This window comes from Kosakonia sp. AG348, from assembly GCF_003337365.1.
In the GTDB taxonomy this organism is placed as follows: domain Bacteria; phylum Pseudomonadota; class Gammaproteobacteria; order Enterobacterales; family Enterobacteriaceae; genus Kosakonia.
In genome coordinates, this window is record NZ_QPJR01000004.1 from 1 (window position 1) to 25,389 (window position 25,389).

Sequence of the window (25,389 nt, forward strand, 5' to 3'; positions counted from 1 at the left end):
TTAAACTCTTCGGGATAACGCTTACCGCTCATGGGCACCTCTCTTTAAGCCATCTTAAATGACTCTGAGGTGTCTGTTAAACCCGTGGCGATTCAATGGGGGAAAATGATCTCAGTCTTTCTCCTGTTATTGCACGAGGCAAAGCAATTGGGCTAAACCCTACCGGTAGTTAACAGGTCTGTCGTATCAAACCTGGGCGGTTTAAAACCATCTCTTTACAGAATTCAGGTTTCATACACCGGCCATTTCCACGTCCCCCAAACAAACGGCATCCCTGCCGCAACACTATTATCCCTGTTTCTGACGCGATTGAAGCCACTTCAGACGAAGGTTGTATTGCCAGTACTGCGGCTGCGCAAGAATCCCAAGCTTATCCAGCACAAGCGGCAACATAGCCCAAATAGTCTCTGAGTCGAACAACTGGATACGGTAGCGCGCCATACGTTTATCAACGCGCTTGTCAGCAGCTTTTTTCGTTGAGCTGACCTGTTTACCATTTATGGTAGCTGATGGTTTGTACTTTGCTCTGGCAACCGGATAAGGGACATACTCACGTAGTAAGCGGGCGAACTTGGGTTCAAGCATCGGATCTGCCAGCGCGTCACGATCATAAAAAGCCAACTTAGCAATTAGGTTCTCCATATTACGCAGGTTGTTCAGCATTAGTTTTTGCTTGCCAGGAGACAAACGCAATTCCAGACGCAGAAACCGCCGGAACTGGTGCTCATCAAGAACAAGAACCGTTTGCTCGTACCTCTTCTGAGTACTTATCTCCGGTGCATCAACCTTTTCGTATACGGAGGCCACAATGGTCGTAGATCCCAGCCTTAACCCTTCCTGCTCTCCATGTAAGTCATAAAAATCGCCCCTCCTGACCCCAGACAACCCAATGAAATAATCATGGAGTTTCATGCCAACCACATCCAGTGCGTAGTGGATAGTTGTTACCCAGGCATTGCGCAAGCCGCGATACAGGAACTTACCTATGCGCCCCTTACGCCCCAGCCACACAAACAAATCCGTTATCCGTTGCGAAGAGTAGTGCTGGGGACTGAATTCCATTCGCTGAAATCCGCGTTGCCTACTGGTTGGGTCAAAATGGATCACCAGCAGTATGGGGTGATTACGCGTTGTACCTTTCAGTCGAATTTCCACTACCTGGCGATAATGTCCATCGCACTCATCCCTGCCAGCAGGCCGAACTTCTATCAGATAGTCACCACCTGAAACAAGGCCAAGCAAACGCTGTTTGAGTACAAGATTTTTCTTCCAGTCATGCATATCCGTTACCCATGCCAGTTTGTCTACACCTCCATACATAGACTGGCCTGCACCATTAACTCCCAGAGGAACTTTGTCAGTTAAAGATGTCACCCGTTCACGATTAAATTGCTGCTTCATATTCTGTTCCAATAGTTCATAGCAGCAACAGTGATCACTCATGCACATGCAGGTACCATCACTGTTACTGTTTATATTGTTGGTATGTCAGGGGTGGAATGAGGCTTACAGAGCACGTGGCTTGCTAAGCCCGCGTGACTGAATCCAGCGTTGAATTTCATGTAACTCCCACCCCACAGCCCGACCACCATCGCCAGTGAGCTTTTTGGATGAGGGAAAATCCCCTTTTGATATGAGTCGGTACATCGTGGCGGCGGAAATCCCGGTCAGATGAAGAACCTCTTTTTTACGGAGAATACGGTTGGTGTTCATGCTTGTGCTCCTTTGAGCTGCTTCAGGAGCGGGGTTATTTACAAGCATGAAAAAGCGTGACGATTGGCTTGCGGATGGCCTTAACAGGCCTGAATCAGCCTTCCTTACAAAATTCCTTCGCTATAAAACGAATTAATGCCACCAAAAACCTTCTTGAAAACGCGCGGCTTTCCTTGAGGCTCAATGATGGTAAAATAACCAGGAATTAAATTAACTGGAGAAGGAAATGAGGGAACCCAGTAAAAAAGCAGATGCGGTATGCCATCGTGAGCGCATGAGTCGTAACGAGACATTTGAACTCCTGCAGAAGAAGCTCTATCTGGGGAGGGACACCCGGCATAAGTTGTCACTGATTGCCAAAAAATTGACGGGTGACGGGTTTAATCCACATACAATCGACGGGGAAAAAGCCGCTCATGTCATAAGCACTTGCGTAAGCCACATGTACAACGAGCTCTTTGACGATAATGAGGAAAACTCTGTCGAAGGCCTTGAGGAACACCACAAAATTGCCGCAGCAACATGTCAGATATCCATGGATATTTACGCGGTTTATCAGCGCATCAGAGGTCGCTTCGACAAGTTATATTTCACAGGCGCGACTGATAAGGAAAGGTACGATTCAGTTGCAGAAAAACTCAACGAATGTGAAGTCAAAAAGCCCAAGCTAAAAGCACTGTCCGCTGGCCCAAAATGGACGCGAAGTGATGTAGCCTGGATATGTAACCCTGCGAATATTAACGAGTGCATTGAACGAAAAAACAAGAAACATGCGCCTCTGAAACTAACCAGGAATGCCGCTGAGTTGTAGGGTTGAAAGCGATCGTCCTTAGTCCCCCAAGGGCCCTGCTCTTACATTAGCAAAAAACATAAAGCCAACTCGTCGGGTTTAAGCAATGAATGCCAATAAATGCTACCTCGTGCAGAGCCCTTGGGGGACAAGGGGTTGGCGTATTTTTTTCGATTTCTTTGCCTTTTCTACGCTTATCTGAGTTATTTCCCATCTGTCGTTTCGTTGCTACTCTTTATTGGGCTACGAACACATGGTGGAAGCGCTATGGATACTGCTTTACTTGCGTCTCTTGATGGTGAAGGAAAGAAAAAGCTGGAGCGGGCAATCGCAACGCTACAGGGTGATGTGAATGCTGCTTCGGGCGTATTGTATGTTGATCCAAAGCTCAGACTTGAGTACTCACGTCGCATCAAAGCCATGTCTGACGATCTCTACGCCAAAGCTTCACGCGGGATCATTAGCTGGGAAAAAGCCGCAGAGGAAGCTAACCAGACGCGCAACCTTCTGATGGAGCTCATCCGCTACCGAAGCACACCTGTAGGCAAAGCACTGGCGCAAAAAATGAAGGCGCAGGGCAAGACGCTCAATGAGCTGATAGCCTATAAAACAAAGGCGTTGTACGGCGACAAAGTTAACTTTAATAATCTTTCTGTTTCACAGAAAAACGCGGTTTACAGCGCCGTGGTGCAATCGGCTGGTAAATCCAACCTCGAAGTAAATATCAAAATGCAGCGTTTGTCAGGTGCCGGACGTGGATTGATATTCCTTTCTCTTGCAGTAGCTGTCTACCAAATCTATGAAGCCGAGGATAGAGTGCTTGAGACTCAACGGCAGCTTGCCATCAGTAGCGCCGGGATTGCAGGTGCGTGGGGAGGAGGAGCGCTGGCGGGACTGATGTGTGGTCCTGGCGCACCTGTTTGCGTTGTTATTGGTGCTTTTGTTGGCGGTGCGATTGCCGCATGGGAAATCAGCGGATTCTGGGACTAACTATGTTTAAGCAGCTCGACAACGTAACACTTATGCTCAGGGAAGAACCTACACCGACATCAATGGGAAAATATGAAGTCCTGATTGCTGGAAAAGGTACGGGCATTATGGTTCCAGTACAGGTGATAGAAGCTGCTGTTCAGGTTGATGATAAACGCCTGCTGTTGTTTCTTACCGATGACGTTCCCTATGAAGAAGCGCTTAAAATCGCACTGCTCGACCTGAAAGAGGGTGTGAAAGAGATACTGACGTTGGGTGGCGCATATCTGACAGGATCGTTTACGGACCTGAACATACAACCTAATGCAGTTGAATTCAGCTTTATTGGCGATACAACATGGCGGGTTGAAATACCAGCGATGCCCTTTATGAAACTCCCGTTCATCGGCGATCCACGGGGCGTTTCGCGTCCTCCGGCTCTGAAGCATTACATCAAAATCACCGCCAGTCCCGCACCTGCTCGCTTCGACGGTAGCCGCTAATTATTGAGTCAGAGAAGGGAATGTTCTAGTAGCACTGAATCCGTCGGCTGGCTCTGACTTTTACCTTATCCCCACGGCAGTCATAGCGGGTAGTCGTGGATATGTCGCTGTGCCCTGCCAGCTGGCGTACGGTATTAATATCCACATCCTGCTCTAACAAGCGTGTAATGAAGGTGCGCCGCATGTCATGAGGAGTAAAACGCGCTATGCCTGCATCATGCTGTAACTGCTCCAGGATGCCGGTTAAACCGGTCGTTGTCATCGGCTGGCTGGCGACCTTGCCGTTGCGCTGAATGCGGTTAAACAATGCATCCCCGGCCTCTTTCGCGCCACTGGCTTTAATCCATGCGCGGATGGCTTTATCTACCGCTGCCGCAACGTGTATCTCACGGTATTTACGCCCCTTCCCCTGCCTCACTGTAAGGATGCCGTTGTCATAGTCCCGGCACTCAAGGCTGACCAGTTCCCCGGCCCGCAAACCCGCACCGCAAAGTGTCATAACAATGGCAACATCACGACAGCAGCGGATACGTTGCGGATGCCGTTTAGCGGCCTGAACGAGTGCACGAACCTCTTCCCTGCTGAGTGCCCTTCCCTTGCGCTGGTTATCGCCATTAACGCGCTTAACTGCGCGGATACGGGCCAGCGTTTCGGCATTCATACAATTGAGGTTAAAGGCCGTCTGCGCGATGCCCCGGAGTGCTGACAACGCCATGTTAACCGACGACACGGCGTAACCGTCATCCAGCAGTGCCGCACGTACTTTAGCGACAGCGGCGAAGCTAAGTTGCTCCCAGGGGTAGCTGGCTGAAACCGCACCGCGTTTGAGTATGCCGGCGCTGCGGTTTAACAGGCTGGTGATACCCCGCCGTCCCGACGGGGCAAGACCGCTGATATAGGCGTCCAGCACGGTGGTTTCCACCACCGGCGCGACCTGACGCAGTGCAACCCTTCTCATGCGTTTAACCTGCTATAACATGTATTAAACCAGGTAACTGTCTGCATCACACCAGCCCTCGTTCAGCCAGCGACACCGTCTCTGTCCCGGCCACAATAAAGTGGTCCAGCAACCGTACATCCAGCATTTGAAGTAGCTCCTGCAGCCGCTTAGTTATCTGGACATCGCACTTGCTGGGTTCTGCCTCACCGCTGGGGTGGTTATGCACAAGGATGACCGCAGCGGCGTTATGCCTGAGTACCCGCTTAATAACCTCACGGGGATGAACGCTGACCGTGTTTAACGAGCCCCTGAACAGTATTTCCCGATGCAGAAACTGGTGCTGGTTATCGAGCAGGATGATGCCAAACTCCTCATGCTCCAGCAGGGCCATTTCATGCATCACGCACCGCCTTACATCATCAGGAGAGCAAAGCTGAGCGCCACGCTGGTAACACCGGCTGATAATGTCACGGGCCTGATCCAGGATGCGGGTTTCACGCAGGGTAAACGTCGTCATGTTCAGAACTCCCGTTCAATGAAGTAAATAGCTTCGGGAAACAACTGTCGCCGGGTCGCGCCAGCACGTAAGGAGAAGGCTTTGCGGGGCATGGAGGTTCGTCCGTTGCTGTCGAAGAACCAGAGCGTTTCTTCGTCCATTGTGGTGACAAGGGACCAGTGAAACTGGTCGCTGAGCATAATCAGGCGGGAGTGGTCTGTTACCGCCAGAAACCGCCTCATTTCACTGAAAACCCGCCCTTCCACAAGACCGCGACTTCCTTCAAAAGGTTTGCTGATTTGGACCGGAAACTGGCGGTGGTAGTGGCCTTTCCGGAGTACCTGCGCAATCAGCCAGTCGAGCCGGTTTTCATCTATCCCTTCGGTCAGCCACTCATGCAAAGGCCAGCGTTGCTGATAGGTCTGAAGAAGTCGGTTCATGAGTGGTTTTCGCTTCACCCGACCGTCATACAGCCAGCTCAGCATATTCACCACACAGTACGCGCCGCAAAGACAGTCAAGCTCTCCCTGTACAGACGCGTGTATCCCTCTGTTAGCAGTCACAGATAATGTCTCCATCAATAATTAGCTGTCAGTGTGGCGGGATTAGCTTTCCCACATAACGGTGAGGGTGTAGATATTCAGGAAGTGGTAATGAACGAAGTTTCTCTGCCAGAGTGCAAAAATGTCTCGCCCTTCCCCTGGGGGTAAATCACCGGCATAGGACAGGAAGACATAGCGCTGGCTCCAGCTGATATCGATTTCCTTTTCGAGCTCCGGGTCTGTTCCCATATATTTAAAGTCAGTGATGTAATCGAAATACCATTCATCGTTGCGGGAAATAAGCCTTATTTCGACCGGATGAAACCCACCATTTTCAGCGCTGTAATTGATATCTTTGAACAGTAATGTAACAGCACGAATATTCGGTTTAACTGGCGGCTTTTTACTGAGTTCAGCCAGTATGATATTAATGAGTTCCTGACTTACGGGCATGGACAGCCCTTCCTGACGGATAATATTCATTGTATTTATTCCGGTAAATATGCGTTTGGGTTGATGACATAAACACTAATTAACCCTAACCCGCACTGACTTTTCAGACGATGGACGTCCTCCCGCCAGAAGGGATATAAAATGAAAAGCTAAGTTGGCTATTAGTTTATGCATTAGTTACTGAATAATATGACACTATCCAGTAATGACATTATACCAGGAATATACTTATAAAGCAATTAGTTTCACTCAGAAACCAATTCTAAATTTATTTTATGAATTCATCTAAAAACAGGAGAAGGCTTTTCCTTTTGCCGTAATCCAATTTGTTCCAGACTTGATCGAGGCGTTGTTTTAATTCTTTATCAAGCCCAGACAGATAGTCAGACGGGATATTAGAAACATTCAGATCATCCATGCAATCAATAAAGAACCAACTTATTGGTGTCTTTAGAGACACTGCAATTTTAACTAAATGCGCAACATTGATCTTATTCGTTCCTCGTTCATAGCGGGAAAGTTGTTGCTGAGATATATCGATAATTTCTGCAAGTTCAGCTGCGGTTAACCCGGCTTCTTTACGTCTGCTCTGAATACGCTGTCCTACCAGCTTATCAGCTGAATCTGCCACCAGTTTAACCATCATTTATTCTCCCGTCCGTCCATAAGCGGAAGTTTGGGTCTTTTTTACTCTTGCATGAACATCACTAATGACCTTAAAATCCCATAAATACTCACTTATAGACCAAACAAGACTAAGACTGACGAGCTGAGTGACCAGCAGATGAGCCTTAGAACAAAGGTGGACAGAAAGGGGAACATTGTGGCAACCACCATTACTGAGATAACGGATTGCTTTGAGTACTTTTTTAGCTCCCTTTACCGGCGTGAATTTGTCAAAACACTGCGTCTGAATGAATGCAGCGAGCGGGAATTACTGCCATTAGTACGTTGCTATTTACTGGGTTGGTTTGCGGATAACGTCTCGCCAGAAGTTAAAAGCAGGCTACCCGGAACGGTATCCGGGCATGGTTTCATTGACTTTGTGATTGACGATGTGGCCGTTGAGTTTGCAGTCCGTAAGCCAACAGCAGCTCGTTCTAATGTCTCCGCAACCGTAAACAGCACGGAAGTGAAGAAGTTGATGAAGCACGACGGCAAAGCACTGCTTGTACTGTTTGACTTCTCTGACACGCCCTATTCAGAAGAACAGATCGAATCTTTTCGTGACTGGCCTTCCCTGGGACGGGGAAATCACCGTAAATCAGCTTTCAACGTAGTGTATTTCTTTGTGGAAAAACGCAGGCCGCTGGCACTGGGGAAAATCACCAAAAACATTCGTATCAGCTAACAGGATATTTAATGATGAAGAGAATTGTTACTGCATTAGTACTGACAGCCTTAGCCTTCCCGACAATCGCAGCTCAATACGCTAAGCCCGGTGCAGTTTTAACGCTAAAGCCAATGAACGGTAATGCAGAGTTCAGCATCAACGCATCAACCAAAGATGGCTCAGGGACCTGCAACATGGACGGTACAGCACAACAAATAGCTGCTGGTGAGAATCAGAAACGCCGTTGGGTCTGGAACGATAATTCCAGCCAATGTGTTGCCGTGCTCAGTGAAATGAAAAATGGGAAAACCAGCGTAATGACTCGTGGTTGCGGAGGATACTGCGGGGCTTCGGCAGCGGGGGCAATGGATGGTCAATACAGCAAAAAATAATAAAACGGCACTTTGATTCGAAGGAAAACAACAAATGAAAATAAATATACTTCTGGTACTGATTGCAGCGGGTTTAATAGTAGGCTGCGGGGATAAGACACCCAAATGTAATAGCGATGACGCCAAGAACCTGGTCGTTGATATAGCACGGAAAACGATAGAGAAAGGAATGACACTGGATAAGGATGTGCAGATTTCTGTAGAAAATGTCAGGACAGTAAGTCATGAGTCAGGTCTTGATGTTTATCAGTGTGCTGCCGATCTAACTTTCGCCAAACCAAACATGAAAGATTCATTGCCAATTACGTATCGGATACAGAAAACAGAGGATGGCAAAGGACAATTTTATATAAACGTATCTGGCTTATAAAATTTCGCATATTACTTCACTGCAATACGGAATAATCAAACAAAAAACAGGAGCCAACCAAGCACATTAAATAGATGGGGGGTGACATCCCCCAGTCCCCATTCAAGCAGTTATGAGCTATTGTGTAAGCACACCGATTTTAGTCTCACGCACTTTTTGAGGTTTCCGCCTTTTCAGCCATCAACCGATACTCTTCCGGTGTCAGGTATACCGGACGAGAGCTCAGATGTGGCCATGTGCATAGGTGGCAATTTGTGTACGCCATAATCTCACCACCACATGGCCAATCCTTAGTGTCTTACTTCACCACTTCCATCAGCTTAGCGAAGCTATCCACTACGTCATACTTCACGTTTTCTGGAGCAAACTTCGTGTTGATCTCATCGAAGAATTTACGGGCACATTTAATCTTGGTGGCTTCGATAGGCCTTAAATCCAGTGATGACATCGAGCCCTTTGTCTCAGCAACGAAATACACGTGCTTGACTGAGCCTTCTTTGAAGGAAATGGCCCAATCGGGGTTGTAATCGCCGACAGGGGTTGGGATTAGAAAACCACGCGGCAACTTGGCATATACCACCACATCCTTGCTGGTATCCAGCTCTTCGACGAACTTGCGCTCAATCGCAGAGTCGGTAAGCACGTAGTCATAGATGTGATTTTGTAATTTATTCCCGGCCTTACTGAGATCCTGTTTGCTTTGACCCGTGGTAAAGATGTCCAAATCAAACTTGTCCTCTAGCGTGTCATAAGCCAGATGCTCGATGATGACATTGGCCTTTTGTTCGTTGACCAAGCGAATGGCTTCAGCAATGAAGCTTTCCGGGTTACTCTTGAATTGTGCGAAAACGTCAGCATTGAGGCCTTTAAGAATTTCGGCAACAGTTCGTCTTGTAAGCAAAGTCCCCTCTGATAACTTGCCAATCAGATCGTACTGCACAGAGGAGTGGATTGAGGCGTTGTCCGATTCTGTTTCGGTAACTTTCAGTTCGAAGGCATTACCCTTTTTGAGGCCATCATAAGTTGCCGTATCAGTCTGCTCGCCACGGTGAATGGTGTATTGTAACGGCGTTACTCGCAACCCAGCATTCTTATCATTGAGCACCTTGATCGCATTGTTCACCAGCTCAACATCATCAAACAACACGCTGTAAGTAGCCTTGTGATTGATTCGGCCCCACAGCGCCTTGAACTCCTGCTTTTCAAAGTTGGCATTGGTCTGCAGTCTTTTGGGCTTGCGACCATCTTCTACCTGCATGAGTTGGCTTTCGCTGAATACGCTGTCAATCAGCTGGAATACCTGCTCTGCATAGGACTGCAGCTCGTCCGGCAATGCCCCGAGCCTGCAGTCTTTCTTGGCTTGATGATACTTCTCCGTGATATTGCGCTTCTTATCGACGTAGCCGTTCTGGATCAGATAAAACTCAATGTCCGTGGCTTGGTCCTCTGATACCGTAATCGGGCCTTCCTTCGTGTTCAGCATTTTGCCCGTGAAGTAGGCCTTGTCCGCCACACGCGGACGAGCTGACAAGGACTCGCTAATGTCCTTCTGCAAGGCGGTCACGAAGTCCTTGTAACTTTCGCTAGCCACAACTGTCAGTACGTTAATGTCATGAACAATGGATGGGTGATCCATGCGATCACCATTTTGATTGACGGATAAACGCAGGCCGCGCCCGACCTCTTGCCGGCGTGAAATGGTGTTATCACTATGCTTGAGCGTACAGATAACAAACACGTTCGGGTTATCCCAGCCCTCACGCAAGGCCGAGTGTGAGAAGATAAAACGCACCGGCTCAGCTAGTGATAATAATCGTTCCTTGTCTTTGAGGATCAGATCGTAAGCATCTACGTCATCCGACAAGCCGGCATTTTCACCGCGTGCAGCAACCTTGGGATCGGTGAGGCGCTTGCTCTTCTTGTCGACGGAAAAGTAGCCGCTGTGCGTTTTATCGGCCGCAATGCGGCGTAGATATTTAGCATAAGGGGTCTCTCCCTCCATAAACCCATTATCAAACGCTTCTTGAAGGTGCTTAGCGTACTCTTCTTCAAAGATTTTCGCATACTCGCCCTTTTCATCGGCAGCGGAGTAGTCCCGGTACTTGGCTACTTCGTCGATAAAAAACAACGAGAGAACCTTCACCCCTTTATCGAAGAGCTCCATCTCTTTATCAAAGTGCGCCTTGATCGCCTCACGGATCTGAATGCGGCGTAGCGCTATCTCGGAAATATCACCAGTCGCATCACCCACCGTCAGTTCTACGCCATTGGTAAAGCTCAAGGTGTCCGTATTGGCATTGATGTCTGATACCACAAACCCATCGCGGTATTGATCCAGCTCGTTCGATAGCACAAACAGATTGTCACCCTTGCCCAGTTTGCGAGTGACGCGCTTGATGTTTCCTCCGCTGAGTTTCTGTTCAAACTCCACAACCGCGACTGGCGGTTTTTTGGTTGAGATTTCGATGGCTTGTAAATAGAGATAGGCATTGGTTCCCGCTAGTCCCTTCACCGAGATACCGCGCACCTCAATCTTCTTCACCAGCTTCTGGTTGTAAGCATCGAGCGCATCCAGGCGGTGGATCTTGTTGTGTGTGGTCTTGTGGGTAGCGGAATAGCGCAACACCATCAACGGGTTGAAATTAGCCAAAGAATCCAGCGTCTTGCCCCCCTCCATCCGCTGCGGCTCATCAAGGATCAAGATGGGCCGGTTTGCGCTGATCACATCGATCGGGCGACGTGACTGAAAATCATCAAGCGCTTCATAGATACGGCGGTTATCTTTACCGGTGGCGTTAAAAGCTTGTACGTTGATCACCATGACATTGATACCGGCATCGGAGGAGAAGCTTTCCAGATGGTGCAACTGCTTAGAGTTGTAAATAAAGAAGCGAGCCTTCTTGTGGTAGGTCTCCTGAAAGTGCTCGGCCGTGATTTCCAACGACTTGGCCACGCCCTCGCGGATTGCAATGCTCGGCACCACTATGACGAACTTACTCCAGCCGTACTGTTTGTTAAGCTCGAAGATCGTCTTGATGTAGCAATATGTCTTGCCAGTCCCCGTTTCCATCTCAATATCAAGATTTAGCTTGGCGACCTTGTTCTTGACCAAGCTCTCCGACAACGGCAGGTTTTGCTGGCGCTGCGCCTGTTGGATGTTATCAAGCAAGGCAAACTCACTGAGGTTTAGCTCAGCATTTTTAAAACCGGTATCTACCGCAAACAGATCACCCATGCCATTTTTGGTATTACCAGGGTCAAGGCGATAGCTCATGGCCGCATCAGAGGCCAGTGGCTGCCCCTGAAAAATATCTACGACCGCCTGCACGGCGGCAGCCTGATAGGGCTGATGTTTGAATTTTAGTTTCATTGCGCGCGCCTTCAGATACATTTCACTTCGGTAGCGGGCGACAAGAGCTTGAAAATCTGCTCAACGTTGATCTTGACAGCGCTGTTCTTGTATCCCGCGTCGCGGAACACGACACGCAGCGGCTGATGCTTGGCCAGTTCCTTCACAAAGGCTTCGTCAATACTGCCACTGGCATCGAAGCACGCAGCAAGCACATTGCCTTCAACAAAGAATACTTCCTTATCTTGGATGGACTGCTTGTCGATAGGCAGGGCCAGATCGACGCCCCAATCCAGCATTACTTGGAACAGCAGATCCTCAGGTGTGCGGTCGGGCTTGATATTGTCAACGAACAGATCGAACTTGGCATTGTCAAGCGCGTCAGGCGAGTAATAAACGTCGGCCATGTTGGAAGACTCGATCTTCAGCACTCGGAAGCCTAGATCCTGCTGGCTCGTGCTGGATTGCTGACGCAGCTCCATTGCTACATTGCGCACCCGCTTCAAACCCATTTCAAATATCGAAGCCATTGCAGGCTCCGGCGTAGGGAGTGGCTCGGCAATCTGAACGGCAACGAATCGCCGATTGCCGCCGTCCTCGGCGTTTTGTTTGATAACGGCATGGGCGGTTGTGGCGCTTCCGCTAAAGAAGTCCAAAACAATATCGTCACTGCTTGGGCTCGTCGCAAGTTGCAGGATTCTCTGCAGTAGCTCAACTGGTTTTACTGAGTTAAGAACATTTTCGGTCTCTTCGAATTGAACATATTTAAGCAACGTCTTTTTCGCGTCCTGCGTGTGGCCCACCTCTTTGTAAAACCAAAGGGTTTGTGGCGTTTTACCTTGTTTGACTTCAGTTAAAAATCGCTTTAGGCGGGGCATGTTGTCACCATCAGCACCCCACCAAATTCGATTATCCACATCAAGCTTCTTGAAATTTGCTTCGCTCACTCTCCAGTAGCTTCCCTTCGGTGGCCCTTCGATAACGCGGCCAGAGGGGCACTTAACTGAATAGAGTCCCGCATCGTATCTGTTGCGTGCGGTAAGGTTGTCGGATTGCCATACGCCACGAGGATCATTGTCAGGATTCTTGTACCTAGCAATCATGTCGTCAGTTTGTGGCAGAAGATTGGGGCTCCAACTGTCGCCATTCTTTGCATAAACAAGAACGTAGTCGTGATCTTCCGAGAACCATCGTGCGCTGTTCTTTGGAGAGAACACTTTCTGCCAGATAACTTGCGCAACGAAGTTCTCATCACCAAATACTTCGCTGGCTACTTTGCGCAAGTTGTCCACCTCGTTATCGTCGATAGACATAAAAATGACGCCATCATCCTTTAGCAGATTACGAGCCAATCGAAGACGTGCGTAAATCATGCTTAGCCAGTCAGAATGATAGCGCCCATTGGCTTCAGTGTTGGCCACAAGTTTTCCGCCGGTTTCATTCACCTGGCCAGAGGCCAATTGGTAACCCTCGACATCTGCGCTGTAGTCGTCGTCATAGATGAAGTCGCGCCCTGTATTGTACGGCGGGTCGATGTAGATCAACTTGACCTTGCCGAGATAGGTCTCCTGCAGCAACTTCAGCGCATCGAGGTTATCGCCCTCGATGAACAAGTTCTTTGTAATGTCGAAGTCCACGCTTTCATCGCGGCAGGGGCGTAGCGTCTTGGCAATCGGCGTATTGGCCGTCAGCAGCGCCTCACGCTTGCCAGGCCAATTTAGGTGATAGCGTTCCTGTGGCCCCTCGACAATCGAATCGGCCAGTTCCTGCCGCAATTGGTCAAAATCCACCGCCAGCTTCACGCTGCCGTCTTCGCCCTTAGCTTCAGTGACGCAGCCCGGAAACAGATCGCGAATGCGGGCAATGTTGTCCTGCGTGAGATTGGGTGAATGCATTTTTAGCTTTTCCATGTTCTTTTCCTCTGGTCGCTATGCTTTTTATAGAAAAGCATAGCGGCTCACAATTCGAATTCGTATTTGTAGGTTCAGCCGCCTTGTTGCCAGTCCTGGCAAAAGTGCGGGCGCAGACTTTCGATGGCGGATGGCAAGCTGCCCTGGCAGGTCACGCCTAGGTAGGTGGCCGCGCGGGTGGTGCCGACGTACAGGTATTTGTCGAACAGTGCCGGGTGCAGCGTGGCGAGCTGGTCAATGCTGACAAAGAATACCGCCTCGAACTCAAGGCCTTTAATATGCTGGATATCGAACACGCGCACGTTGCTTTCCTGCCCCACAGCCTGGCCCTCTCGGCAGGCGATGACCTGGATGTTGTGCTCCGCCAAGGCTGTGTTGAGTGCTTCGGCCACCGGAGCAACGTCGTCCTCGGTGTTCACAAAAATGGCGGTGGATGGCAACTGGCCGACAAAGCGCTCAATCTCGCGAATGCGATCCGCCAGCCAACCGACAATGGTTTCTGTGTTGGTCGCGTGCTCCAGCAAGGCTGGCGCAACGCCCATGCTGTCCATATGCGCAGGCAAGTTGGCGTTTTGCTCGGGGCCACCGACGGCGCGGATCATGTCGCGAGCCAGATCGTTCAGTTGCTTGCTCTGCCGGTAGGAGACCGTGATCTCCTTGATGTCGAAATCCGCAAAGATCCAATTCAAATCGTCTACAGAGCGTGCGCCCCAAGTGGTCAGGCGCTGATTAAAGTCACCACAGGCAAAGAATGAGCGCAGTCGTGGATGCGCCAGCGCCGCCATGCTCGCAAGCTGAATGGGCGAGAAGTCAGTAGCTTCATCCACCAGGATCTGGTTGCAGTAATGCCCCAGAATGGGCTGGAGCGATGACCAGGCGGGGCTATCAATGTCGCGCTGAATGTTGGGCCGACTGAGCAGATCGCCTGCGGTGCGCAAGATCGCGAGCAGTACGATGTCCAACTCCAGGGGATGGATGTCGCGCGCCTCAAAGCCTTCGTGGCGATACCAGGTATTTGCCGGTTGGCGTTCGCGCCTGAATGCACGGTAGCGCTTCGGGATGCCCTCGAGGTAGCGTTTGACCGGATTAACGAAGCGGCGTGCACTGGCCTGCACCAGAAGGCTTGCACCCACCTCAACGCGATCCGCTTCTGTCAGACCACGCTCCCCTAACCACTCGATGATTTTGCCATTGCGAGAGGTTTTGCTGACTGTGCGCTTGGATGCTGCTGCTCGGGCTTGGGCGCGTACCGCTTGCATGTAGGAATTGAGCGCGGCGGTACGACCTGTGCGGGATGCTGTGGTATCTTCTTCTTCATCGGCATCCGGGTCGTCCTGGTCGTCCGCTTCAGTCGCTTGCGCTTGTTGGAGGCTGTCGATCATGCGGGCTAACTCATCCAGAAAAGCTCGGTTGCGATTGAGCTGCAGGTTGAGTGCGGCTTTGATCTTGGCGTCAGAGCCTTCCTTGAGACTGCTGACGAGCATCTGTACTTTGGCAATATCCACCGCCAGCGAGCCAAACATTGCAACCAGCGTGCCATCGGCCGCCCGCGACAAGATGTCTTGCAGGTGTGCGCCGAGACTTAGGACTTCGGGAGCTTTGGCATCGTGGAGCTGTGCTGCAGCTTCACGCAGCTCCTGCACGTAGGTCTTGCGCTGCCATGCATCGAAATCGTCAAACCATTGAATGGGCCGCTCTAGTGCGGAATCATTCAGGCTGGCCAGTCCCTCTTTCAGGACGAAGGTACCTCCACCTGAAGCCGTTCTGAGGACGCCGAATGCGTTTCGGGCCAGCTCGCGTCGATAGTCTTGCCATGTTCTGATGCGCTGATCCGAGGCGGGAACGCCTTCGCGCGCAAATGCCTCCTTGAGGTACTGCTTGAGCAATTCAGTAGGCGTGAACATCAGCCAGCTGTTGGCGTGCGCAATGCCTTGGGCTGAGGCGATTGTTTCAACCAGACGTTGTTCGCCTTCATCCAGGTAGGCGGTGTCGAGTTTTTGGCCGAGGCGGCGGATCAGAGTGGTCGTCTTGCCAGTACCTGGCGGGCCCAGGATCAACAAGCGCTTGTCAAGCGGGAGGCGGAAAATCTCGTCCTGGTATTGATCGAGGATGGGCTGATCCCGCAGTCCCATCTTGGTGATAACGCTGCGGCGAACGCCGTCGATGATGTTGGCCTTGGCGGTCTCTTCGGCCAGCAATTGGCCCAGAATGTCTTCGGTGACTTCCTCCCCCGCAACCTCAGTCAGCAGCGCACGCAGCGACTCGATGGTGAACGGCCCGAAATGCTCGGCTTCAACGACGGTGTCACGAGAGTCCCATCCATCGGCAAGCGCATTGGGGCGAAGATGCGCTCGCTCAATGACGGTTAAATAACTGCCATCTTTGAGCTCCAGCTCTGCTCCAACAGGTAGGGATGCAAGTCGTCCTTTTTCTGTTCGATAACTAGTGTGATTGATAAATCCTGTTAAAAGAATTGCCCTACAGATATAGAACGTCTGTCGATTTCCTGTGTCGTCCTCAGCAACGACACGAGCAATGGCTGGCTCAGATGCCAAGGTCTGATAGCTCTCTCTATTCACTTGGCTAATCTGACCGAGGTTCTGAATAGCCGAGCTAGATGTCATCGTATTGATACTTGCCAACGCTTCTGAGCCCAATGTCCGCCCATCGTGCAGCTTGCCCCTGGCGGTTTCAGCGATGCTTTCGAGTTGCACCAACGCTTCACCAGCGATCTCCTCGATATGTTTCCTTGACTCGTCATTCAGGCTCTGCGTCATGCACTCTCTCTCCCTGTCAATTCTTCAAGTTCGTTTTTAAGTTGTCGCAAGTGCGCGTTGATCTCTACTTTGCGGTTGAATTGTTTTTCTTTGGCAAGCCTACTGGCGGCTTTCTCAACCTCACGCTGCTTGGCTGCAACCAGTTCGACACGTGTGACCAAGTCCGCGAGACTTTCTTGTAGGCGCGCAGGCGTGGGGATCAGGCGGTGAAGCATCTGCTCATACAAGCCGCCCAGGTCGAGTGCTAAGGGCATGGCGGCGCGCTCACAGTCACTCGGCAACCAAGCTGACGCAAAGTAGCCGCTCAAGACCCAACGACTGGCGTCTGACTCATTGGGGCGTTTGTACGCAGCGATCACCTTTGTTCGGCCATCAAAGCTCAGCTCGAAGATGATGGGAAACTGCACCGCGCCATCGATGCAACGCAATACGTCCAGATTCAGCTCCGATGTCTTGAGCTGGATCGAGAAAATCTGAAGCTCTGGTACTCCCGGCTTAGCGTGCAGGTTGATCGTTTCCGGGGCCAACTTGTATTGCCAGACGATCTGCTCCACCTGCTCGACGAACAAGTCCTTCAGCCTTGTATTGGCGCCGCTGTGTTCGTAGATCTTATTCTTTGGCAGGGTTCGACCAAAGACGGCCTGCTTCGGGTAGTTGATGAATGCGGTACTCGACTCAAATTGGACGGGCTGACTCATCCGGCCTCCTGAATTACAAGGAAGGTGAGCAGTTCGAAGTCGTCCAGCCCGGCGATGGTATTGACCAGCGCAGTGGTCTTACCTACGCAGAAGAGGCTGTCCAGATCCTTCTCTTCCTTCACCTCAATCATTGAGCGGATGGCCTTGCCAAGTAGGTCCGAATACACCTGCATATTGCGGCCATCGGCCGTTTCCATGTTGAACAGGAGACAGGCATCTGTAATAGGCTGGGCTTGCCCTTTGCAGCAGGTGCGTACCAGATCCAGCAAGCGTTTGACTTCGGTGTGATCGTGAATGACTTCACCCTCGCGATTAATGTAGACGAGGTAATAAGGGTGCAGCCGGTTATGCTGGCTGACGTTGACGCTTGGATTCCGGTTGCGCAGCGTGAAGATCACACCCGGGCGCAGGCCCATCTCCGGCTTGGCAGACACTACGGCGTGCATCCCGCTTGGCACGTTGCTCATTTCGCCATTAGCCTTCACATAGTTGAGTAAGTCCATTCGGAAGTCATTGAGCCCGAGATCAGTGATCGACACTCCGGTTTTCAGGTCTTCCAGTTCAATCACTTCCTCTTGCAAACGTCGCAATTGCTCTTTGCGATAAGATACGTCATTGGCTTGGGCGCTCAGCACGTTGTCGTCACCAGTGGCTGTGACATCAGCAATCATCATCCGGCTTTCAACCCGTTCCTTCAAGTTGATATATTCGTCGAGTGAGATGTCTGGCCAGTAGTTAACCAGTTGGATGCTGCTGTTGGGTGAGCCGATGCGATCCACACGGCCGAAGCGCTGGATGATGCGAACAGGATTCCAGTGGATGTCGTAGTTGATGAGATAGTCGCAGTCCTGCAGGTTCTGGCCTTCAGAGATACAATCGGTGCCGATCAACAAGTCAATTTCTGCCGCCTCATTCGGCAGCACAATGGCTTTCTCCTTCGAGTGCGGCGAGAAGAGGGTGAGCAGTTCCTGAAAGTCGTAGCTCTTCTTGAGCGTGGACTTCGGCGCACCTTTGCCGGTAACTTTCGCGCTGTGCAAGGTCTGTGCGGCCAGCAATTCCGGAGCCAAATTGGCATACAGATAGTCAGCGGTATCGGCGAAGGCGGTAAAGATTAGCACCTTCTTGTTGCCAGGATTCAGCGGTGCTGCGATCTTTTCTAAAACCAGTGCTTTGAGATGCTGCAGTTTGGCATCATCGGCAGCCGTGATCTTGTTCATTGACGTAAGCAAGGCATCAATGATTTCTAGATCGACCTTCAGCTCGTGCTCCCAGGAAGGCAAGTCCATATCGGCGAGGCTGATTTTGACCTTGCCACCGATCTCGCTGTCGCCAATGCTGGGCAGGTCGTCGTCCGCGTCGAGGTTTTCCAACTGGTCGGTCAGGTCATTGATTCTGCTGCCAATGCCACTGAGGTCGCCAGTCTGATTGAAAGTGCTGATCTTGGCCAGCGTATTCGTGTGATTCGAACGCAGGGACTGGAGCGTCAAGCGGAAGGACTCAATCGAACTTTCCAAGCGCTTGAGCAGGTTGGTCGTCATCAATGCCTGCAGGCTCTTTTCGCGATCGACTTGCTTAAGCTTGCCTTTGCCTGCGACCTGAGTGTCATACATCTCCTCGTACTTCTTGAGCCGACTGGGCAGGATGTAGCTGATCGGGGCATAAACGGCGAGCTTGAGCAAAGACAGCTGCTCGAAGATCTCGTTGAAGCTCATCACATCCGTTCGCTGCGTGAGCGGACAGTGGAACGACAAGGGTTTGCGGCGCTCGGGGAATTGGCCTATTTCTCTGGTGTCGTAGAAAGTCTGTATATGCTTGCGCGAGCGTGCGATGGTGACGCTGTCGAGCAATTCGAAGAAGTCGAAGTCCAACGAGTCCAGGATGGCCCGCGCTGTGCGCTCTTCCGGTGGAAGCTTTGCCCATGCATTGAAGCTGGCCTGCGCACCACGGAAAATGTCCTCTACCGTCTTGCCGGTACGCAGCTTCTTGCTGAGATTTTCGGAATCGCCTTCGTAGGCCAGTGCCAGTTGGTTGCGCAGGTCATTGAAGCGGTTGTTCACCGGGGTGGCCGAAAGCATCAGCACCTTGGTCTTCACGCCTTCCTTGATAACCTTGTTCATCAGCTTCTGGTAGCGGGTTTCCTTGTCCTTATAGGCGTCATTGTTGCGGAAGTTGTGCGACTCGTCGATGACGACGAGGTCGTAGTTGCCCCAGTTGATGCGATTCAGCGGTGTGCCGAACGACTCACCGCTCGTACGGCTGAGGTCAGTATGACAAAGCACGTCGTAGTTGAACCGGTCGCGAGCAAATATGTTGGTCTTGAGGTTGCGGTTATAGTTCAGCCAGTTGTCAGCAAGTTTCTTGGGGCATAACACCAGAACTGACTTATTGCGCAGTTCGTAATACTTTACGACAGCCAGCGCGGTGAAAGTTTTGCCCAAGCCCACGCTGTCGGCCAGGATGCAGCCGCTGTAGCTCTCAAGTTTGTTGATGATCCCGGTGGCAGCATCTTTCTGGTAGTTGAAGAGTTTGTTCCAGATGAGCGTGTCTTGATAGCCTGTGCGGTCATTTGGCAGGACATCCTCGTTGATGTCGTCCAGAAACTCATTGAAGATATTGTAGAGCATCAGGAAGTAGATGCTCTCGGGCGAGTTTTCCTGGTAGACGGACGCAATGTGGTCGCAAATCTGCGCGGTTACATCCTCCAGCTTCTCGGGGTCTTGCCAGATCTGGTTAAACAGACTGAGGTAGGTCGCCGTAAACGTCGGCTCGTCCATCTTGTTGACGAGGTTGGAGACAGCGTTGCCCTGCTGGTAGCCGAGATCGACGGCTGTAAAACCGTGCAATGGCATGTAGGCAGCCTCTGCGGCGGCGGCCTGAACACAAGCAAACTGCTGCATCGGTGCCTTACTGCGATTGGACTTGAATGTTGCCTTGCGCCGCATCCAGTCCGCGCACTCTTTTGCAATTGCGCGCTGGGTCAGTTTGTTGCGTAGCTGAATTTCGAACTCACTTCCGTACAGACTCTGTTCGCGGTCAGCCTTCGGTATGTGGAATTCTTTGCGCACCTTACGAATCTTATCAGTAACCTCGTTGGCGGTGAACGTCGGCGAGGTAAAGATGAATTGCAGTTCGTCGATTTTTTCCAGCTCTGCTTTGAGCGCTTCGAACGCATACATCGAAAAGCAGGAGGCGGCGATCTTCAGGCGAGCACCAGGTTTGAGCGTCTGCTTTAGGTCGTCTCCGAGCAGGCGGTTGATATTGTCGATCAGTTCCATTAATAGTCAGCCTTCTTAGTGGCGCTATAGCCTGGTGCCAGTAAGGCATTTTTTACACCGTAAATTGCGAGATGATCTTTGAGCCATAACCGGTACTCCGGTCCACGAAGGCAATGATCGGGTGAGCAGTCTACCCGCCAGCGCAGCAACATATAGCCCACCACCGCAGCACGAACGCGCATCCTGATCGAACCATCTCTCATCCCGTAGTCCATCTTGATAATATCGGGCCGCTCAACGCTCGGGTGCGGCACGAAATCCAGCTCGACGATGCGCGTCCACTGGATGTCGTTATCCTGTCGTTCGTTGGCTTGTGGCTCTTCGTCGAGCAATGTTGGTGCTTCGATGCGGGTGACGACGAAATCCCGAAACTCTCGACTCTTGCGATCAAAGGCCCGGACGTGCCAGCGCAGGCCGGTATCAACCAAGGCAAAGGGCACAATGACCCGCTCGGACTCGCCGCTGCTCATCGAGTGGTAGCGGATGGCGACGGGTCGCTTAGCGTGGATACCTCGGCAAATCGTGGCTAACACATCCATCTTGGGAATGCTTAGGGCTGCGGGGGATTCGCATGGTAGCAGCGCCTGCATTGAGCCGTTCACTCCATCGCCAAAACCGAGAGACAGCGCCGATAGAACGCGCAGCGATGCGTGCTCGAACAACGGTGAGAACTCCTGCCCGATGCGATAGATCTTGTTGCTACCATCGAAGGTGATGTTATGCGGCGCAATTTCCCGGTACAAAGCCAAATCGCGTGTCGCCCCTGCTGGAGCCACACCGAAGCGCTCAATCAGATCTGGGCGACCGATCTCACCGAAGAAGTAGAGCCGAAAATCAATGTAGCCCAGCCGCTCGCGCTGGACCAGACTCAAGTCCTCAAGCCGCTTAGAAGGGGAACTAGGCATGAATCATCACTATAGGGAAAAAATGAATATTTATACGGTAATCCATAAAGTGCCATGGTTATAATCAAATTGATGATAATCATGCATTAATACATATATAACGGCAAGAAATGATATCTCAAACGTAGACGGTCATCGTATTGGCTGATGTTTCTATATCGTTAGATTGATGCCATCCAACTATGAAACCTTGCTGCCCAATGCCCTATCGACCCTCAGGTAATTTGCCCTTATCCACTTATTTGTAAGCATAAAGTGAGTACCGTATTGACAGCCATTTATTGGTGGAGATTTACGTTCCATGACAGAAGTTCTGCCACTTTATTAGAAAGCCACTCAGGCAGAACGCTCAGGATATATCTGATGCAAGCTTCCGGATCGATACCATTCAGCCTGCATATCCCGATCAGCCTATATAGCGGTGCTCTTCGCTCACCTCCTTTAAGCGCTGCCGAAGAAAATATAGTTTTTCTTTTCCAGACATACGGCACGTAATGCACGTTCTGCGGCGTTGTTAACAGGCTCTGCCAGACCATCATCGCTGTAGTAGCACAGCACATCCCACTGATTGCGCACATATATAGAGGAAATATTTTTATTGAAAGCTTCGATAATGTCGGAGGCATAACCTTCAGACCATCGGCTCACCTTCGTTCCGTGCCATTCAAGCGCCACTTGCTGAAACGTGTTGTCGAGCTGCACATCGCGAACCAGCTTTTCTTCTTTCTTGGCAAAAGATGGGGCGATTCCTTCGGCCAGCTTTTTCTTGGCTTCATCACGTAGTGTCCTCGCTTGTGCAAGGGAGACTGCCGGATAGACACTAAAAGCCATACGCTTCTCTTTTCCATTGAAGCGATACTTCATCCACCAATATCTGGAACCCGAAGGGATAACCTCAAGATACAAACCAGCACCTTCTGCCAGCTTATAGGCTTTCTCTACGGGTTTAGCAGTGTCTATCTGTCATGCGTTTAGCTTTATTAGGGGCATATCCCTGGACCGAAAACAGAATACCCCCACTTATGCCCCCAACTGTGATTTGAATCCAGTTGATACCAAAAGATAAGGTACGGGCTAGAAACTAGTCGTATACGGGCTTTGAGTTGGTTTCGGTAGACTTGGCAAAAGTTTGAAATGGTGCCGATTATGGAGTTGAACATACGAACTGTCCATTTCGAAAGCGAGCGAATTCCAAAATGAGTACAAGCATGAGTATAATGAAAGATAGGTAGAAATTAAAACAATAAATATCAATACAATACAATAAAAGTCACGGTTCAACGTCTAATTAGTTTTATTGTCTCATGAGGTGTCATAACATCTCATAAATCTCACAAAACCCTCTAAAATCCACGCACTTGCGTGGATTTTTTTATTCCGTATTGTCGCATGAAAGCGCGGTCTGAAATGAATACATAGGTGAGGTGCGTACAATCAGTTTCCATTCTTATCTTGGGTGAGTGCAATAAAGCTATAAGAAATAGACAAGAACCCGCTAGATCCGCAAGGTCAATGACGCATCTAACACCTTTGAGCTGCTCGCTAAAGAATGGTTGCAAATAAAAGACCGGGCAGAAACCACCAAAATGCGCCGACGAGAGATGCTTGCACCTGTGGCAGGAAGTCATGAGTAAGGCAACGGGCCTGTCGTAACATCGTTCCAGCGGGCTAGCCGGTTTATCCCTGTCAACATGCCATAATGAGGTTCAGCGTCCGGCTGGCTGCTGATGCGCAGTTATCCGCGCACGTCACTGAACGGGCACCTGAACGCCGCCGCTTTGGTTACCGGCGTATCCGGGAGCTTCTGCAGCGTGAAGGTATTTACGTTAATCACAAGTAGGTCTATTGAATTTTACATCTTAAATATATGATAACCATCTATAATTATGCGTACTTTTATATTTCTGATATGCGGAGCATAAAGGATAAATAATAATAATTAACAACAACCACACAACATATACTAATAACAAATTTGGACTGTAGTTAGCCGGCCATTTTTCATCTGTATTTGAAGTTGGAAAATGGAGCCACCAACCGCCTGGCGAATTTAATATTAAACGTGAATAAATGCTTGCAAATATATGAATTAAATAAAGATGCACCAAATAGAAAAATAAAGACACCTTACCAAAACATAAAATAACCCCGTTGTTTTTAGGTTGCCATTTCTCCACTGCAGCTAATACTATAAAAAAAACACCTAACGTGAGCATAATAAAAAGCAATGAAGGCGGATACTTTGTTACATTTAAAAAGGAAAGTATACTGTAGGTGAGGTCATTCCCTTTAATAGTAAAGTGGTTGGCATCGCCGTAAATATTAAACCACCTTAACACACAAAAACAAACCAGTGAAATTAGACCTAAAATAAAGAACCGTTTAACCCTTAACTTAATTGGCAGTAAAAACCATGGTGCCAAATAATATCCTAAAAAAATCATACCAAACCAGGGTATTATTGGATAAAAGACCCTGACAGCCCATGAGCCAATATATATATCTCCTTGTACATGCAAGATATGAAAGATAATTTTAAAGAATCCGTCCGGCGCTGCGTATGTATCCATTAGATTATGACCAAAAAACGCGACCAAAGCGCATGTCAGTAGAAATAATCTTGATAACCAAATAAATGCAGAAAGCAAAATCATTGAAAACCCTAAAATAAAAATAACCTGTATAATAACAAACTTATCAAAGTTAAACTTCCACGCAAAACTGACAACGGTTACCTCTATTAAAATCAACCATACCCCTCGACTAAACAGGAATACAGATAACTGCTGACGAGTACGCTTCAGACCATACAAATACGCACTAACACCTGCCAGAAAAATAAATGCAGGCGCGCAGAAGTGAGTAATAAATCTGGTCAAAAAAAGGGATATGGATGCATGAGATAAATCGGTTGGGTCAAATTCTGTAGGGCAAAATAAAGTGCGCACATGATCTAACACCATTAAAATAAGTGCTAAACCACGTAAAAAATCAATAGATCTCAATCTTGATGAATAGCTCTGGTTACCTCCTGAGGGGAGGATTGCTGAATTTCCTATAGTATCCATGGTATCACCCCGCAGGCTGGATAAGTTGCCAAGGGTAGCGGTTTAATACGGGGTTTATCCGTTTTCTAAATGAGTTGTTCTTTAACAAGATGACAATTCCTCTGGAAAAAATACATCTAAAGTAATATTCATGATATTTTTCTATGTTAATGATTTCCATATATAATATAATCCTGTCCGCTGGAGCGTCGTTGATTACTAAAAACAGATTCTTTAAACACGGTAGGTTGTACAATCAGGGACTAAACAGCACAAACGAATATAGATGATATTTTATTTAGCATAGAGATTTCTGATACTTAATAAATCATTGATTGAAACAATTAAAGGATAGCATCCAAAAAACTCACTTTTGCTAGAAAATTCTGATTTTTTATTTTTCACATCGGACAGTTTGGGCGGTTTTTAATATGACATGTAATAACCTTTCAATTTTTTGAAATATTGTATATTCCAAAAATTGTTTCTGCAGATAAACCATTTCCCCAGGAGGGGGGGAAAGTAAAAAACTCAAATTTAGACTCTATTCAAGACATTGTAGCAAAATTCGCGATGAGGTCGCTTTTTCTCATTTAAATACCCTACCTTTCAAAAACATCTGCTAACCAGAAGCAGCTCACCAGGAAGGTCACCATAATATAATACTGAGGTCTGGCCTTTGCGAAGCACACGCATCAGCTCAACGCTATAGGATCTTTTTCGAAATAACACAAATATGGGCCTATTCTATGTTCTCGGTATAAGCTACTCTGTATCTCAGAGTTTTGGTGTTCCTGGGTTATTTTACTTTTTATCCAAAGGTTAACACCTCCAGGGACTCAATGATGTCTCTGGTATTGTTTCTGATTGCAGTAAGCATGGGAAAATATATTTTGTAGCATAATCAATATTACTTGTTATAGCGTT

The 25,389-nt window shown here is 49.3% G+C and carries 20 protein-coding genes and 3 pseudogenes; 7 read left to right on the forward strand and 16 right to left on the reverse strand.

Annotated features, from left to right (window positions below; all coding sequences use genetic code 11):
* Positions 1 to 288: 288 nt before the first annotated feature.
* Positions 289 to 1,401 carry a hypothetical protein gene (locus DFO56_RS10230; protein WP_045509882.1) on the reverse strand — a complete coding sequence of 371 codons (1,113 nt, stop codon included), beginning with the start codon at positions 1,399 to 1,401 and terminating at the stop codon, positions 289 to 291.
* A 105-nt stretch (positions 1,402 to 1,506) separates the two neighbouring features.
* Positions 1,507 to 1,713: an AlpA family transcriptional regulator gene (locus tag DFO56_RS10235; protein WP_045509457.1), complete on the reverse strand. Its 207-nt coding sequence runs from the start codon at positions 1,711 to 1,713 to the stop codon at positions 1,507 to 1,509.
* Between the two features lie 226 nt (positions 1,714 to 1,939).
* Here DFO56_RS10235 and DFO56_RS10240 point away from each other — a divergent pair, with 226 nt between their 5' ends.
* From DFO56_RS10240 to DFO56_RS10250, 3 genes are all read left to right on the forward strand, one after another.
* A complete protein-coding gene (locus DFO56_RS10240; protein ID WP_045509459.1) occupies positions 1,940 to 2,524 on the forward strand; it encodes a hypothetical protein in 585 nt (194 codons plus the stop codon).
* A 246-nt stretch (positions 2,525 to 2,770) separates the two neighbouring features.
* Positions 2,771 to 3,493, forward strand: coding sequence for a hypothetical protein (locus tag DFO56_RS10245; RefSeq protein WP_045509885.1), 723 nt, complete (start codon positions 2,771 to 2,773; stop codon positions 3,491 to 3,493).
* Positions 3,494 to 3,495: 2 nt separating this feature from the next.
* Positions 3,496 to 3,975, forward strand: a complete 480-nt coding sequence (locus tag DFO56_RS10250; RefSeq protein ID WP_045509460.1) for a hypothetical protein — start codon at positions 3,496 to 3,498, stop codon at positions 3,973 to 3,975.
* 25 nt (positions 3,976 to 4,000) lie between these two features.
* Here the strand turns inward: DFO56_RS10250 and DFO56_RS10255 are convergent, their stop codons facing one another.
* The 5 genes from DFO56_RS10255 to DFO56_RS10275 all read right to left on the reverse strand — a co-directional run bounded on the left by DFO56_RS10255 (position 4,001) and on the right by DFO56_RS10275 (position 7,052).
* Positions 4,001 to 4,933, reverse strand: coding sequence for a site-specific integrase (locus DFO56_RS10255; RefSeq protein ID WP_045509462.1), 933 nt, complete (start codon positions 4,931 to 4,933; stop codon positions 4,001 to 4,003).
* Between the two features lie 46 nt (positions 4,934 to 4,979).
* The gene (gene radC, locus DFO56_RS10260; protein WP_045509465.1) at positions 4,980 to 5,432 is read right to left on the reverse strand and encodes a DNA repair protein RadC; all 453 of its coding nucleotides are present in this window, start codon (positions 5,430 to 5,432) and stop codon (positions 4,980 to 4,982) included.
* A gap of 2 nt (positions 5,433 to 5,434) precedes the next feature.
* On the reverse strand, positions 5,435 to 5,896 hold the full coding sequence (locus tag DFO56_RS10265) for a hypothetical protein (protein ID WP_052679806.1): 462 nt from the start codon (positions 5,894 to 5,896) through the stop codon (positions 5,435 to 5,437).
* Between the two features lie 120 nt (positions 5,897 to 6,016).
* On the reverse strand, positions 6,017 to 6,436 hold the full coding sequence (locus tag DFO56_RS10270; RefSeq protein WP_039079231.1) for a DUF2787 family protein: 420 nt from the start codon (positions 6,434 to 6,436) through the stop codon (positions 6,017 to 6,019).
* Positions 6,437 to 6,674: 238 nt separating this feature from the next.
* Positions 6,675 to 7,052 carry a helix-turn-helix domain-containing protein gene (locus DFO56_RS10275; protein WP_370447805.1) on the reverse strand — a complete coding sequence of 126 codons (378 nt, stop codon included), beginning with the start codon at positions 7,050 to 7,052 and terminating at the stop codon, positions 6,675 to 6,677.
* 177 nt (positions 7,053 to 7,229) lie between these two features.
* Here DFO56_RS10275 and DFO56_RS10280 point away from each other — a divergent pair, with 177 nt between their 5' ends.
* Genes DFO56_RS10280 through DFO56_RS10290 form a run of 3 tightly spaced genes read left to right on the forward strand, consistent with a single transcriptional unit; the run spans position 7,230 to position 8,501 of the window.
* The gene (locus DFO56_RS10280; RefSeq protein ID WP_045509484.1) at positions 7,230 to 7,757 is read left to right on the forward strand and encodes a hypothetical protein; all 528 of its coding nucleotides are present in this window, start codon (positions 7,230 to 7,232) and stop codon (positions 7,755 to 7,757) included.
* 14 nt (positions 7,758 to 7,771) lie between these two features.
* The gene (locus tag DFO56_RS10285; protein WP_045509889.1) at positions 7,772 to 8,131 is read left to right on the forward strand and encodes a hypothetical protein; all 360 of its coding nucleotides are present in this window, start codon (positions 7,772 to 7,774) and stop codon (positions 8,129 to 8,131) included.
* Positions 8,132 to 8,165: 34 nt separating this feature from the next.
* Complete coding sequence (locus DFO56_RS10290) at positions 8,166 to 8,501, forward strand: hypothetical protein (RefSeq protein WP_045509487.1); 336 nt, start codon at positions 8,166 to 8,168, stop codon at positions 8,499 to 8,501.
* A gap of 298 nt (positions 8,502 to 8,799) precedes the next feature.
* Here the strand turns inward: DFO56_RS10290 and DFO56_RS10295 are convergent, their stop codons facing one another.
* The 8 genes and pseudogenes from DFO56_RS10295 to DFO56_RS10330 all read right to left on the reverse strand — a co-directional run.
* The gene (locus DFO56_RS10295; protein ID WP_045509490.1) at positions 8,800 to 11,871 is read right to left on the reverse strand and encodes a type III restriction-modification system endonuclease; all 3,072 of its coding nucleotides are present in this window, start codon (positions 11,869 to 11,871) and stop codon (positions 8,800 to 8,802) included.
* Positions 11,872 to 11,882: 11 nt separating this feature from the next.
* Positions 11,883 to 13,760, reverse strand: a complete 1,878-nt coding sequence (locus DFO56_RS10300; protein WP_045509493.1) for a site-specific DNA-methyltransferase — start codon at positions 13,758 to 13,760, stop codon at positions 11,883 to 11,885.
* Positions 13,761 to 13,834: 74 nt separating this feature from the next.
* Entirely contained in the window at positions 13,835 to 16,537 is a 2,703-nt protein-coding gene (locus DFO56_RS10305; protein ID WP_045509495.1) for an ATP-binding domain-containing protein, read from the reverse strand.
* Positions 16,534 to 17,235 carry a DUF4391 domain-containing protein gene (locus DFO56_RS10310; RefSeq protein WP_045509501.1) on the reverse strand — a complete coding sequence of 234 codons (702 nt, stop codon included), beginning with the start codon at positions 17,233 to 17,235 and terminating at the stop codon, positions 16,534 to 16,536. The genes DFO56_RS10305 and DFO56_RS10310 overlap by 4 nt, the downstream gene beginning before the upstream one ends.
* Positions 17,232 to 20,510: a helicase-related protein gene (locus tag DFO56_RS10315; RefSeq protein ID WP_045509504.1), complete on the reverse strand. Its 3,279-nt coding sequence runs from the start codon at positions 20,508 to 20,510 to the stop codon at positions 17,232 to 17,234. The genes DFO56_RS10310 and DFO56_RS10315 overlap by 4 nt, the downstream gene beginning before the upstream one ends.
* Positions 20,510 to 21,415 carry a YafY family protein gene (locus tag DFO56_RS10320; protein WP_045509508.1) on the reverse strand — a complete coding sequence of 302 codons (906 nt, stop codon included), beginning with the start codon at positions 21,413 to 21,415 and terminating at the stop codon, positions 20,510 to 20,512. The genes DFO56_RS10315 and DFO56_RS10320 overlap by 1 nt, the downstream gene beginning before the upstream one ends.
* A 278-nt stretch (positions 21,416 to 21,693) precedes the next feature.
* Positions 21,694 to 21,994: pseudogene (locus DFO56_RS10325) on the reverse strand (transposase); the annotation flags it as partial.
* Between the two features lie 9 nt (positions 21,995 to 22,003).
* Positions 22,004 to 22,375 (reverse strand): annotated as a pseudogene (locus tag DFO56_RS10330) (tyrosine-type recombinase/integrase); the annotation flags it as partial.
* Positions 22,376 to 23,038: 663 nt separating this feature from the next.
* Here DFO56_RS10330 and DFO56_RS24940 point away from each other — a divergent pair.
* A pseudogene (locus DFO56_RS24940) lies at positions 23,039 to 23,252 on the forward strand (IS3 family transposase); the annotation flags it as partial.
* Positions 23,253 to 23,274: 22 nt separating this feature from the next.
* On the opposite strand, the gene DFO56_RS10335 reads toward DFO56_RS24940, so the two are convergent.
* Positions 23,275 to 24,483 carry a DUF1624 domain-containing protein gene (locus tag DFO56_RS10335; RefSeq protein WP_045509513.1) on the reverse strand — a complete coding sequence of 403 codons (1,209 nt, stop codon included), beginning with the start codon at positions 24,481 to 24,483 and terminating at the stop codon, positions 23,275 to 23,277.
* Positions 24,484 to 25,389: the final 906 nt, after the last annotated feature.